At 56.4% G+C, this 13,768-nt stretch carries 10 protein-coding genes; 1 reads left to right on the forward strand and 9 read right to left on the reverse strand.

From position 1 onward, the window contains the following. Positions 1–884: 884 nt before the first annotated feature. The 9 genes from ABH944_RS43975 to ABH944_RS44015 all read right to left on the reverse strand — a co-directional run bounded on the left by ABH944_RS43975 (position 885) and on the right by ABH944_RS44015 (position 11,529). Positions 885–1,580 (reverse strand): GntR family transcriptional regulator, encoded by a 696-nt coding sequence (locus ABH944_RS43975; RefSeq protein ID WP_404615605.1) that lies wholly within the window; start codon positions 1,578–1,580, stop codon positions 885–887. Positions 1,581–1,782: 202 nt separating this feature from the next. Continuing rightward, the gene (locus tag ABH944_RS43980) at positions 1,783–3,480 is read right to left on the reverse strand and encodes a hydantoinase B/oxoprolinase family protein (RefSeq protein WP_404615607.1); all 1,698 of its coding nucleotides are present in this window, start codon (positions 3,478–3,480) and stop codon (positions 1,783–1,785) included. A gap of 9 nt (positions 3,481–3,489) precedes the next feature. After that, positions 3,490–5,559: a hydantoinase/oxoprolinase family protein gene (locus ABH944_RS43985; protein WP_404615609.1), complete on the reverse strand. Its 2,070-nt coding sequence runs from the start codon at positions 5,557–5,559 to the stop codon at positions 3,490–3,492. Positions 5,560–5,568: 9 nt separating this feature from the next. Then, entirely contained in the window at positions 5,569–6,543 is a 975-nt protein-coding gene (locus ABH944_RS43990; protein ID WP_404615611.1) for an oligopeptide/dipeptide ABC transporter ATP-binding protein, read from the reverse strand. Further along, entirely contained in the window at positions 6,540–7,532 is a 993-nt protein-coding gene (locus ABH944_RS43995; protein WP_404615613.1) for an ABC transporter ATP-binding protein, read from the reverse strand. The genes ABH944_RS43990 and ABH944_RS43995 overlap by 4 nt, the downstream gene beginning before the upstream one ends. After that, positions 7,529–8,371, reverse strand: a complete 843-nt coding sequence (locus ABH944_RS44000; RefSeq protein ID WP_404615615.1) for an ABC transporter permease — start codon at positions 8,369–8,371, stop codon at positions 7,529–7,531. The genes ABH944_RS43995 and ABH944_RS44000 overlap by 4 nt, the downstream gene beginning before the upstream one ends. Next, positions 8,368–9,378 (reverse strand): ABC transporter permease, encoded by a 1,011-nt coding sequence (locus ABH944_RS44005; RefSeq protein ID WP_404615617.1) that lies wholly within the window; start codon positions 9,376–9,378, stop codon positions 8,368–8,370. Before ABH944_RS44005 ends, ABH944_RS44000 begins: the two co-directional genes overlap by 4 nt. Positions 9,379–9,415: 37 nt before the next feature. Continuing rightward, complete coding sequence (locus ABH944_RS44010) at positions 9,416–11,014, reverse strand: ABC transporter substrate-binding protein (RefSeq protein ID WP_404615619.1); 1,599 nt, start codon at positions 11,012–11,014, stop codon at positions 9,416–9,418. Positions 11,015–11,139: 125 nt separating this feature from the next. Beyond that, entirely contained in the window at positions 11,140–11,529 is a 390-nt protein-coding gene (locus ABH944_RS44015; RefSeq protein WP_404615621.1) for a Rid family hydrolase, read from the reverse strand. A 234-nt stretch (positions 11,530–11,763) separates the two neighbouring features. On the opposite strand from ABH944_RS44015, the gene ABH944_RS44020 reads away from it, so the two are divergent. Then, a complete protein-coding gene (locus ABH944_RS44020) occupies positions 11,764–12,945 on the forward strand; it encodes a porin (protein ID WP_404615623.1) in 1,182 nt (393 codons plus the stop codon). The last annotated feature ends 823 nt before the right edge of the window (positions 12,946–13,768 follow it).

Consider the following 13,768-nt stretch of genomic DNA (forward strand, 5'->3'; position numbering starts at 1 on the left):
GACCTGCTCGTATTCGACGACCTCAAGCAACTGAAGGGCTGGCTAAAGTCCGTGAAACGGTCATTAGCCACGCCGCATTTCGACGATATGCCGTTTTAGCGGAGCGCCGTTCGCCATGCTTCCTCCGAAGTGTGCAGAAAACACCGCTTACCCGAAAGCGAGTGCTGGCATGATGCAGCAGCAAAGGCGGCGTCCGGTGGATTGGGCAAAGGCTTGATATCACTAGTCGGCGTGCTGCTGGATGGGTTGCCGAATAATCCTGACCTGAAAGCGTGGGAAAGAATCATCCAAGATAGCGTATGAATCGCGCTCGGGCCATTTGCCATTTGCCATTTGCCATTTCGGCAGGGGCAGGCATGCGATCGGAGAGTGTCAGGTGCCGCTTTCGGACCGCCCCGGCTGGTTGAGGCGATGGTTTTGTACGATCTTGTTACCCCTTAGCAGTGCTATATTCCTATCTTTGCAGTACGGTATGACGACTTACGCGTGCCATACACCCGCGGAGAACAGAAGCACGGCGAGATGCCGTGGTTCGACTGCTTCTACGACAACGCCGTCTTCTCACGTTGCCGTCAGGACAGACCGGTCAATATCGAAAACGACTCTCTCCCTTTTGGGTTCGTCCATGGATACCTCGTGCGAGCAGTCTCGACGGGACCACAGGACAAGATCCCTCAAACTGAGCTTGTAGCGCAGGCCTCAGCGTCCGGGCAGAATGATCACCTCCAGATCAAAGTGGTTGCCCGCGAACAATTCACCCATGCTCTCCAGCTTTCCGGTCAGTAACTCTCGAAAGGCCAGTTGACGCTTTAACGATTCGTTTTCTCGATTGCACCAAAACCATGACCGCCGGGTAAGGTAGCCGCGCGGGTTGTGAAAGTCGTTTAGCCCTTTTTGTTGCGTTCTACGTGTTCCTTGCGGACCTGCTCGATCAGATCTGCGAGCGCTCGTTCATTTGATGTCTGGAAGAGCTCGAGCGCCACTGCTCCGTTACGGCGTTTCAGCGCGGTGATGAATTTGCGGTGGGTCTTGATTACGTCCTGAGGGCGGCTGGGCCCGTATCCGAACTTCAGACGCAAGACATCCAGCAGGGGGCCGGTTCTATCCATTGCCTGAAGCGCTTCCTCATTTCTGGCAAGTGAGTAGAGGAAGTAGTGGAATCTACGTGATGCGTCGATATGGCGAGGTAAGTCGTTGTCTTCGATTGCCGACTCAAGTTCCATCTCAATTGATTCCAGGATCTGGATGTCGTCATCACAGATGAACCGGACGACTCGTGGAATCAAGATTCCGGCGATGGCACGACGTAGCTCATAGATATTTGCGACGTAGTCTTCGTCGATGTCACGGACGCGAGCTCCCTGATGCGGCGTGGTAATAACGAGTCCCTGCCCTTGGAGCTCCTGCAGCGCAGCTCGGATAGGTGTCGGACTGGTTCCGTAACGCTTCGTCAACGGGGCGATCGTCAGTCTTGAGCCAGGTGCGAGATGTCCTGAGAGAATGTCGCTGCGCAGCCGTTCTCGGACCTCCGCGTACACGGTTTGTTTGCTCGCAACGGTGGTTTCATTTTCGGTGAGCATCAGCTTGGAGCTAGGTAAATAGCGGTAAATATTTGATTTAAATGGGGAAAATTCTTAGGTCCTTACGCCGAGCCCTGCTGGCGGGATGCGCTGATCAGGACAGAATCCCGGTCAAGCCTACCACCGTTTCATGGAGGAGCTTTGTGCCGAAGACTGTGCCGCCGGACGAGAAATTCTGACATCCGGCAGCACGCTCGCACGCCTAGGCCGCAACGTTCAGGCCATATAACGATTCTGCCTGTTGACGGCTGACCTTTCCGTTTCGAACATCCTCCTCGACCATGTTCCGGTCACGCGCATGAGGATCGCCCCAACCGCCGCCCCCGGGTGTTTCAATTCGAACCCGGTCGCCGCGCACAAGCGACACGATTGCTTTCGACGGGATGTCTTCCGTCGCTCCGTCGCCCCGAAGAATGGTGCTCTTTTCAAGTGCACCGTCGCCGCCGCCTTCGCAGCCGTGCGCTGGGACGAAATGGCGCTCGCCTCGATGCAAGAATTGCATTTCGTTGCAGAGCACCTCGAATTCTCGCACGAGTCCGTTACCGCCCCGGGTGCGGCCGGCGCCGCCCGAATCGCATCGGATCGACTGCTCGAGAATGCGAATCGGAGCGTCCATCTCAATCGCTTCGATGGGAAGGTTCCAGGTGTTGCCAATGTCGGAGGCAACAACATCAACGCCGTCGCAATGCAGCGCAGCGCCCGAACCACCAACCATGTGGTCGCCGACAACGAATCGTTCGCCCGCGTCGTTCGAACCAATGTATTTGCAGACGAGCATCAGCGTCGAATTTTCCGCGGTGAGACGCTCCGGCAATGTGGGCCGTAAGGCGCGTAGGATTGACGAGGCAAGCCGCCGTGTACTGGCGGTGCGAGCGTTCACGGGCGCGGGAGCTTTCGGACAGACCAGCGAACCCTCGGGAAGCGTTAGTGTGACCGGCCTGAAGCATCCACCGTTGCTCGGAATTGTCGGGTCGGTAATGCACCGCAGGGCGTAGTACGCAGCGGCCTTGGCTGCTGACGGAACGGCATTGATGGGTCCTTTGGTCTGGCTGCTCGTACCCGTGTAGTCAACGTGCATGGAGCCATTTCGAAGGGTCACTGTAACCTTGATCGGAACGCGCTTGTCGAGTTCGACCCCGTCATTGTCCAGTTCGTCTTCGGCGACGTATACGCCGTCCTGGAGCTTCGCCAGGTCTGCGCGCACGCGCATTTCCGAGAAGTCAATCAGCTTCGTGCACATCGACGAAAGTTGCTGGACGCCGTATTCCTCAGCCAACTGTTTGAAGCCACGTGCGCCGATGTTACACGCTCCGATCTGACCGTTGAGATCGCCCTCCAGCGTATCCGGCGTGCGCACGTTCAGGAGCATGATGTCCCGCAGCGTCTCATTGACCTTGCCGCCGCGTGTGTAGAGCATCGGAGGTATTCTCAGGCCTTCCTGGAAAATCTCCGTAGCGTTCGTAGGGAGTGAGCCTGGGAGCATTCCGCCGATATCGTTGTGGTGAGCAACAGAGGCGGAAAGACCAATGACTTCACCGTGGTGAAAGATAGGTGCCACGACGACGATATCGGGTAGATGCGAGCCGCCGTGATATGGGTCGTTAAGAAGGTAGACATCACCTTCGAGCATCGTCGTAACGGGAAAACGCTCGATGATATGCGTCACAGCCGGCATGAGCGTGCCGAGGTGAAAGGGAATGGAGCGAGACTGCGCGAGCACTGTGCCATCGGGCATGAAGAGGCTGGCAGCGGCGTCGGAAGCCTCTTTGACTGCGGACGAGAATGACGCGTGGACCTGCGTCAGTTGCATTTCGTCAGCGATGCCTTGTAGCCGGTAGCGTACGACCTCCATAAGAATCGGGTCCACCGTAACATCTGTGCGTAGGGATTCGATTTTCATGCCTGCTCCTTACCTGTCAAGTTGTAATAACCCGTCGGACCGCACCCGTGCGGTCCAGCCAGGTTCAATCAGGGTTGTCGTGTCACTTTGCTCAATAATTGCGGGGCCCTGGACCACGTCGCCGTTACGCAGCGTGGTGCGGTCGACAATTCGGGCCCGCACCGGATCGAGTGAGCCTTCAACTACAATTTGACGATATGTCTCTTCGGACGCTTCCCCGCGCTCCTCGATGAGCTTCAACGGTGGCGGCTCAGGCTGAAGAGCCTGATGGACCGCGCGCAGATTCACGATTCGGACAGGCCGCTCGGCCGCGTGCCCATAGATGGAGTAGTGAATCTTGAGGAAATTTGCGTAGAGATCCGGCCGTGGGTCCGCTTGCGAAAGATCAACAGGCACTTCGATGTGGTGCGATTGCCCTACATAGCAAACATCTGCGCTGTGAGTGATGTACTGGTCGAGACCGCTTGTGATTTCGCGATCCATCAACTCCGCACAGCTCGCATCGAGTTCGCCGAACGCCAGGTGCAACTCATCCGGCGTGGTATCAACGAGTTTCCTCGGATAGCCGACGGAACGCTCATGCTCAATGGGTGCAGACAGCAGTCCGACAGCCGAAAGCACGCCTGGCAGTTGCGGGACGAGTACCTTCGACATCTGAAGAATGCGAGCCAGCGGGGTCGCGTGCATTCCTCCTCCACCGCCGAGCGGGATAAGGCTGAAACGGCGCGGATCGTGGCCCCGTTTGACAGAGACAAACCGGATGCCTTCAGCCATCTGTGCATTCACGACACGATGAATACCGAGCGCAGCCTCGATCACTGAGATACCCATTGGGGTGGCGATCTGCTTTTTGATGGCCTCGCTGGCGAGTTCCGCTCGCAGAGGAATGCGACCGCCGGCAAACGTATCAGGATTGAGGTAACCCAGGACGAGAGAGGCATCGGTGACAGTCGGCTGTTCGCCGCCGCGGCCATAGCATGCGGGGCCAGGTGATGCCCCGGACGATTGGGGGCCGACGTGGAGGCCGCCCGCGGCGTCGAGCCAGGCAATAGATCCTCCGCCTGAGCCGATCGAATTGACATCAACCATCGGCACGCGAACCGCAAAGCCGTCAATCCAACCTAAGTTGCTGATCATGGGTTTGCCCTTGGAAATCAGGGCGATATCCGAGCTTGTGCCACCGATGTCCACAGTGATTGCGTTCTCGACGCCGGCCGCCTGGGTCAGGGCTTGGCAACCAATAACACCGCCGGCGGGTCCAGACAGGAATAGGCGCACGGGCCGCTCCGTCGCGGTGTCTGCTGTCGTTACACCGCCGCGACTATGAATCACCTGCAAGCCACAGGAAACACGTTTATCGTGCAAACCGGTGTCCGTGCGGTGCAGATAACTCGCCAGGGTCGGTTTGACATACGCATCGAAACACGTAATGGCCGTGCGCTCGTACTCTCGGTAGGAGGGGTCGACGAAAGATGAGAGCGAGAGCGAAACATGCGGATGCCGCGAACGGATCAACTCGGCCGCACGCTTCTCGTGGGCAGGATCCAGGAAAGAAAAGAGGAAACAGATTGCAATGGAGATGACCCCTTCTGAAACGAGCAGGTCCGCCGCAGCGAGTAACTCATCCTCATTGAGCGGTGTAACGATGGTCCCATCGGCACCGACTCGCTCCGATACCTCCATGCGGCGCGCCGCTGGGGCAAGAAAGTTCGGAACATTGGGCGTGAGCACCATGTTGTACAGATCTTCATCTTTCCGGTTTGAGCGTCCGAGCTCGAGTACGTCACGAAAGCCACGGGTAGTAATAAGGCCAGTCAGGGCTCCCTTACGTTCGAGAACTGCATTCGTCGCTACGGTTGTACCGTGTACAAACCGTTCTATTTGCGACTGGTCGATGCCCCATTCATTCTTGATATGGTCGACTGCGCTAAGAATTGCCTGCATCGGGTCGGCGGGAGTGCTTGACAGCTTTGCGCGCCTGACTTCCCCGGATGCGCTCCGGCAGACTACGTCGGTGAACGTTCCGCCTGTATCAATGCCGACCTCGTAGCGAGTAAGTGATTCGAGTTGTTCTTTCATGAGAATGTCCTAGTGGGAACGGGTTAAATTGAAGCTCGTCAAGTCGCGCCAGCGCAGGCAGGCAACCGAATGCTCCCCGCTGACCGTTTCTAACTCGGGCACGTGTCGCGAGCAGGCATCAGTTGCGTGATCGCACCGTGTGCGGAAGCGGCACCCATCAGGGGTCTTCATCAGCGACGGTGGGTCACCGTTGAGTGTTGACGATTGGACCTGCCGCTCAGGATCGACTCGGGGCGCCGCGCCTAGCATGCTGCGTGTGTAAGGGTGGGCTGGACTCTCGAAAAGCTGTTGGGACGGAGCAACTTCTACAATCTTTCCCAAGTACATGACCGCAACACGGTCGCACATCAGTCGTACGACTGACAGGTCGTGAGAAACCATGATGTAGCTGAGATTGAACTGCGCCTGCATGTCCTTGAAGAGTCGCAGGACATTGGCCTGCACCGACAGGTCCAGGCCGGCCGTCGGCTCGTCAAGGATTACAATTTCGGGTCGCAGCGACAGGATTCGCGCGAGGCCAATCCGGCGAATCTGCCCGCCAGATAGCTCATGCGGATAGCGCTCCAGTACGCCCGTATGTAACCCGACAGCCTTGAGCATCTGCTCGATGCGTTCCTTGCGTTCATCCGAGTTGCGCACACCGGACACCCTAAGCGTCTCGTGCAGCGTATTGCCAATACGCCACCAAGGGTCAAGAGCGGCGGCCTGGTCCTGATGCACGTACTGGATAACACGACGGGCCGCACGCGCTCGCCTCGGTTCCACACCGGAGACCCGCTTTTGATGGAGGCATATCTCACCGGCGCTCTCCTGCTGCTGGCCAAGCAGGGTGCGGGCAAGCGTCGTCTTGCCTGAGCCAGACTCACCGACGATGCCGAGTACTTCACCTGCCCAGAGATGAATGTCAACGTTATCTACTGCGCGAAGACCCGCTTTTCCCACTTGGGTTACCAGACCTGTTGCCGCAAGCAAAGGAGAGCTCATTGATTTACGCCCTTAGTTTCCGCGTGAACGCAGTTCACCCACCATCTGTCAGCGATGGGCACGAGCTTTGCCTCCCGTGTCGGACAAGCAGGCGTCGCGCAGTTGCATCGGGGATGAAATCGGCAGCCTGTTGGCAGTGCGCCGATCGGGGGAACCGTCCCCGGAATACCCTGCAGGGTTGACATGCGGTCGGGATGACAGTCGAGCAGCGCAATCGTGTAGGGATGCTTTGGCTCCTTTAGGAGCACATGCTTGTCGCCGGTCTCGACTACCTGACCGGCGTACATGACGACCACCCGGTCACACAACTGCGAAACGACACCAAAGTCGTGTGTCACAAAAAGCACTCCGACCTTCAGCCGCGTTGCGAGATCACGAAGCAACTGCAATATCTGCTGCTGGATAGTGACGTCGAGCGCAGTGGTAGGTTCGTCAGCGATGATGATTTTGGGGTGGCAAAGCAGGGCCGCTGCGATCAGTACCCGTTGTCGCTGACCACCCGAAAACTGGTGTGGATAGCGCGTCAGGACGCCCTCGGGATCGGGTAGCTGCACCTGCTTGAACAAGTCAATAAGACGCGCACGACCCGCTGCGATGCTGCGGTCCCTGAGGCACTGCGGCGCGTGGCGTTTCCAGATCTCGAGAAGCTGGTCTCCGATGCGAAACATTGGATTAAGCGCCAGACCAGGGTCCTGCGGCACGAAACCTATCTCTCGTGCCCGGATCGAACCAGATAGCTCCTTCTCTTTCATCCCAAGCAGATCACGTCCGCCGAGCATTACCTTTCCATGACTGGCGCGTAACGAGGGTGGCAAGACGCCGAGCAGTGTCTTGACCATCGTGGACTTGCCACACCCGGATTCACCGACGAGACCAAGCACCTCTCCTTCGCCTACCTCGAAACTCACGCGATCAATAATTGCGGCCCATCTGCCATCGGTTCTGACCACGACGCTAAGGTTTTCAACACACAGGACTGGTCTTTTCACGACGACCTCCGTTGCCGCGGGTCAATGACTTCGCGCACCGAGTCACCAAGAAGATTGAATGCAAGGACCGTGACGAAAATGGCGATGCCGGGAAACGTCGACTGCCACCATCCTCCTGGCAGGTCCGGGCGGCTTTCAGCAATCATCAATCCCCACTCGGGCGTTGGGGGAGTGGCGCCGAGACCAAGGAAACCGAGTGCTGCTGCGGTCAAGATGGTCACGCCCATACCAATCGTGGCCCGAACAACGATTGCAGGCGCTACGTTGGGCAGTACATGCGCGAATACAATGCGCCAGCGGGGGCATCTCGTGCATTCAAGCGCGTCGATGAAGACGCTTGAACGCACACGTCTCGCTTCTCCAAATACGACCCGACAGAAATATGGCCAATAGGTGAGCGTAAGTGCAAGAATCGCCGTGCCGGCCGAAGGAGGCATGATTGCCGCGAAGGCAAGTGCAAGAATGAGTTGAGGTACCGCAAGAAACAGGTCGGTAAGCCGCATGATGACCTGCCCCGATGCACCGCCGAAGTAACCTGCGCACAGACCCAGTGGCACGCCTATCATCATTGATCCGAGAATGGTGACAATACTGACGAACAAGGCAACACGTGCTCCGAGGATTGTTCGGGAAAGCACGTCTCGTCCCAGCGTGTCAGTACCCAGCCAGTGCGCCGCAGACGGCGGCAGAAGACTATTCAGCGGATTCGTGTCAAAAGCATCATTCGGATAGGGTGCGAACCACGGCCCGAACACTGCACATATCACAATGATGAGTAACAGTGCGGTGCCGGCCACCGCCGCATAGTCGCGTACGAAGCGTCTGAGTGCTGGATTCATTGCTGTTCTCCCACACGCGGGTCGATCCATGCCTGAAGCAGGTCGACGGCGATATTGACTAGAGCGTAGATGGCTCCAATGAGAAGGGTCGTCGCCAGAATCGGAGCATAGTCAGACGTCGTTATCGACAGATACAGATAGTCGCCGAGTCCGGGCCAGTCGTAGATCGCCTCCACAATCACTGAACCAGAGAGAAACATGCCAAAGATGAGACCAAGCTGTGTGACGGTTGCGGACAGGGAGTTGCGCAAGGCGTAAATCCAGATAAGTCGCCGATGCCCATATCCGACGGCACGCTCCCACGCAATGAAATCCTTTTGCAGCGTTTCCATCATCGAGGAACGCATGAAGCGCGCGAGGGTGGCAATTGCCGGCAGCGCAAGCGTGATGGTGGGTAAAACAAGATGCAGGAGGGCCTGCCAGGCCATATGCAGATTGCCATGCAGCAAATAGTCAACGACGTAAAGGCCGGTGATCGATTGGGGGGGCGTATCTGTCTGTGCAATCCTGCCCGCAAGTGGCAACAGGTTGAAATACATCGAGAAAACGAGTTGCAAAATGATCGCCATCCAGAACGCGGCCACTGCAAGACCGCCGGTTGTGAAGCCTCTGGTGACATAGTCAATCCAGGTGTTTCGATGTACGGCCGAGACGACGCCGAGTGGCACGCCAATAAGAAACGCTAGTAGCAGCGAGGACACCCCGAGTTCCACTGTGGCGGGTAAGCGTTGAACAAGATCTTCGGCTACAGGCCGATGTGTGTACAGGCTAGTCCCAAAGTCACCCGTTGCAATCTGCCGGATGTAATACGCGAACTGTGTGGGCAATGGGCGATCAAGCCCCAGACGTGTCCTGATAGCAGCCACCTGTTCTGGGGTTGCCTGATCTCCGGCCAGGACAGCAGCCGGGTCGGATGGAATAGTGCGAGTCAAAAGAAACACCAGCGCCATCAAGCCGAAGAGAACGGGAATCGATAGCAGGAGGCGCCGAAGCAGGAACGAAAACATGGTTTCCTCGGGAAGGTTTTGATTGCGGTACTTCGTACTAAGTTTGCAGATACATCGCGCGAAGCGGCACGCTGTCACCGATGAGGCCAGACTGATAACCCTTGACGCGCTTACGGATCGCTCGCGTGGCCGAACCGTTGTAAATCCAGATGTCAACGCACTGATCCACCAGGCGGTTAGAGATCGTTTCGTACAAAGATTTCCGTTGTGTCTTGTCGAGCAGCCGCCTGGCCCGAACAATCAAGGCATCCGTCTGTTCGTCGCGGTACCACGAAGAGCCTAGGTCTGTACCGATGGCGGCCTGTGAATACATCTGCCCGAAGTAGTTATCCGGATCGAGGTAGTACGCGGACATCCAGTGCGCCCAGATATCAGGGGATGTTTGTTCCTGCTTGATACGTTGCGACGCATTGGCCCATACGGCCTTTGAAATGGTGAGCGTTACGCCGATCTTGCGTAGTTCGGATTGCAGCAGTTGTGCCGCCTGGACGGTTTCGTCAAATCCCACGAGCGCAAGGAAGTTGATCTCCCGCGTTATGTCAGCGCCTTCGGCTTTGGCTTTTTCCAAGTACTGACGAGCTCGGCCGAGGTCATACTTATAGCCTTCGAGATTAGGCGGATAACCCCACATACCCTGCAGTAGGGGACCAGGATTGCGATCGACCTGGCCGCGCATGATGCGGCTGATGTAAAGATCGTACGGGAACGCACAAGCCAGCGCCTTGCGGAAGTTCACGTTGTTCAGCGGTGCTCGTCCGTTATGCATGCGAAAAAGGAACAGCCGTTTGCCGGCGCCTTTCACGAGTTCAACGTTTGGCGCATTGAGAAGTCGATCCTGCTGGTCGGGTCGCAGATTTGTATTGGTCGCGTCGATGTCCCCTTTTTCTATGGCAAGAAGACGTGTGGCGTCGTCGCGCACGGGGCGGCAGAGTACGCTATTGATAGGCGTCTTGGTCAACCAGCCCCGGAAGTACTGCGGATAAACGGCGAGATCAAGATGAATTAACCCAGTGAAGCTTCCGTCGACCACGCGATAAGGGCCTGAGCCGGCGTCATTCTTCGAAATCCAGTCCTGGGCCCAGTCTCCATTGGTCGTTTTGGATTCCAGAAGCTTTTGATTGACGATTGCAACTGCCGTTAAGGTATCAAGTAGTGGTGAGAAAGGTTCGGATAACTGCACGCGAAATGAATGTGCACCCGTCGGGAGCAGGCTGTCTGGTTTCAGGACGTGAGAAAACACCGCGGCCGGCCCCGTACCTAGCGTCAGTAAGCGCTTAAAGCTATATACAACGTCGGAAGCCGAGAGAACGCCACCATCATGGAATCGCACGCCTTCCTTGAGTTGGAAGTCGTAAACCTTGCCGTCGGGGGAGATCTTGTATGAGTCGACGAGTACGGGTTTCAGAACCGCGGGGTTACCGTCATATTCGAACAGGGCGTCGTAAAGGTTCACCCGCGTGAAAGCCGAGGGAACGTCGTAGAGGGCATGCGGATCGAGCGTGGGGGGCAGATTGGACCCCCAGATAAGCGATTGAGAACTCTGCGCACTGGCGCGACGTAAGCTCAGAGGACATAGAACGGACGCGGCGATTAAAGTGCTGCCCGCAACGAATATGCGACGACGACAGTGTTCCACTCTTTTGCTCCTTTGCGTTTTAAGGAGACCGAGCTAGCCCGGTCTCGCAGTTGGTTGGGGTGGAATGTCCGCTGCGCCATGAATACGCGTGTCACCACGGAGCAGCTACCAACTAATCTCGATGGCTACTTAGGTGTGCCTGCGCCTTTGCGCGCGATCACTGACATGTAGACCTTGATTGGATCCGCTAAGAAATTCACTGACAAGCCCTGGTTGGCAGGCGAATGCGACATTTTCTCGTTCACGATGCCCCACACCGTGGGGGTGTCCTTGGGATCTGCGAGATAGATAGAACGCATCACGACGTCGTGCAGACCGGACCCAGCTTCTTTGAGGATGTACTCGACGTTCGACACCATTTGGCGGGCTTGACCCTCGATGTCAGCAGGGAACTCACCTGTATTGAAATCGGCGCCAGCGGTGCCCGAAACAAACACCCACCCGTCAACGCTCAACGCTCGGCAATAGCCGAACTTCTTCTCAGAGTTTGAGTTGGTGAAGAAGGTTTCCATCATGTTGCACTCTCCTAATGGTCTGAGTTTTCAGGGTATGGCCACAGGACCTGTGGCCCAAAATCGGGACAAGGCGTGATGTCAGCCCTGACAGGATTTGATCAAATACTAATTTTTGAATCAAATATTGGCAAGGGATTTTTTGCTTGCTATCTTGCGCTCTGACTTCTTTTGAGAAGTACGCCTGCACGCGTGTAGGTATGAACCCTTATAACTGGTAATACTTGGAGATCCTCAATGAAAAAATCGTCTCTAGCAGTGGCCGTCATGTGCGTTTTCACCAACACGGTCCATGCCCAAAGTAGCGTGACTCTGTACGGCCTGATCGATGATGGACTCACCTACACGAGCAATTCGCAGGTCGCCCCGGGCGTTGGAAAACCGTCTTTCCAATTGGCTTCTGGCGCCATGCAGGGAAGCCGCTTTGGCCTGCGCGGAGTCGAGGATTTGGGCGGAGGGTTGAAGACAATCTTCGTTCTGGAGAACGGCTTTGACACAAATACCGGCAAGCTCGGGCAAGGTGGTCTCGAATTCGGCCGGCAGGCCTACATAGGGGTATCGAGCAGTCAACTTGGTACGTTGGCGCTTGGACGACAATACGACCCGATGACCGACTACATGGGTGTGCTGGCGGCGTCAGGGCAGTGGGCTACATATCTGGGCGAGCATCCCGGTGATCTGGATAACTTTAATTACTCTGGGCGTTCCAACAACTCGCTCAAGTACATAAGTCCCGATTTCAGTGGGCTTACCTTCCGTGCGATGTACAGTCTCGGCGGCGTGGCAGGTAACGTGACTCGAAACCAAGAGATCGCATTCGGCGCTGGATACACGAAGGGGCCTCTCAGTCTGGGCGCCGGATACCTGAATGTGCGCGACCCGAACGTGAGTTTCTGGGGCAGCAGCACATCAGGGACGCCTTCTGCCACGGTAGCAAACAACACATCTCCGGTATTTAGCGGCTATCTGTCTGCGCATACCTACCAGGTTCTCGGTGTGGGCGGAGCCTACACAATTGGGCCGGCGACGATTGGAGGCACCTTCTCCAACATCCAATTCAAAGGTCTTGGCGATCTTTCGAGTGGTCCGAATCCTGAGGGATATAGCGGAAGCGCAATCTTCAACAACGCGGAAATCAACTTCCGATACCAGTTCACGCCGGCGCTGCTCGCTGGGGCAGCTTACGACTACAACCATGGCAGTTCGGTGGGCAAGAATCCCGGCGCGACATATCATCAGGGTTCGCTCGGTCTCGATTACTTCTTGTCAAAGCGCACGGACCTTTATCTGATCGGGGTATACCAGAAAGCATCGGGGACGGATTCAACGGGCGGCGCCGCGCACGCGAACATCGGGTTGCTAGCATCGAGCAATGATCATCAAGCAGCGCTGCGCATCGGTATAAGACACAAATTTTAATGTCTAAATTAGATAGTTATACTAATTGATACGAGATTGAATAAAATGCATTGATCGGAATGGTCTGGACCGGGAAGGGTGCGCCCCGTACCCCATGCGCTGCAATTTCGCGTGGGGTGCGGATTTTTGAGCGAGCGTAATGCGCTGTAAATTAGATATACGTAGCAAAGCGCGAGGACACAACACACGGCATCCGTGGATAGCGGGAAGGATGCGATGCATGACAAATGCTTGCGAAGCTTTGCATGCACAGTCTTTCCAACCGGGCGCGACCAAGAAGCTCACCTACGAAGAGACGCTTCTGTTAATCTCCGGCCGTTTTGCCGTATCGGTCGACGGCGCGACGCTTGAGTTGATGCCGGGGCAGGGCTTGTGGATTGCGAGAGGCAGCGTCGTTTCCTACTCCGCATCCGATGCCGTTTTGTTCTTTGCGATCACAAGGTAGTCCAAGTTAGTGCACTCAGTTTTATCGGGCGTGCGTCGTACAAGGGTACGTCGTGACGCTGCGCGGTCCCAGCGATATGGACGGCAGTCGTTTGGTTGTCACATGATGATGGATCATACAAAGTTGACTGTGCATTGAAGATGGCGGCGCCCAAAGGCGTGACCGTACCGAAGAACGACTCAGATACATCGTTGCATTCGCTATAGCCGTTGAAGGGCAAGGACTGAACAGTGCCAACATCAGCAATGTGAACTTGAGGCATACTATCAAGTTGTGAATGCCTTCTAGAAGGAGATATGTTTCGACGCTCCGCGGTGCGCATGCTGCGCCGGATAGGCCACCACAGCTATCAGCTTTCTACAGCGATGATTGAATAGG

This window comes from Caballeronia udeis, from assembly GCF_044909315.1.
Classification (GTDB): domain Bacteria; phylum Pseudomonadota; class Gammaproteobacteria; order Burkholderiales; family Burkholderiaceae; genus Caballeronia; species Caballeronia udeis_A.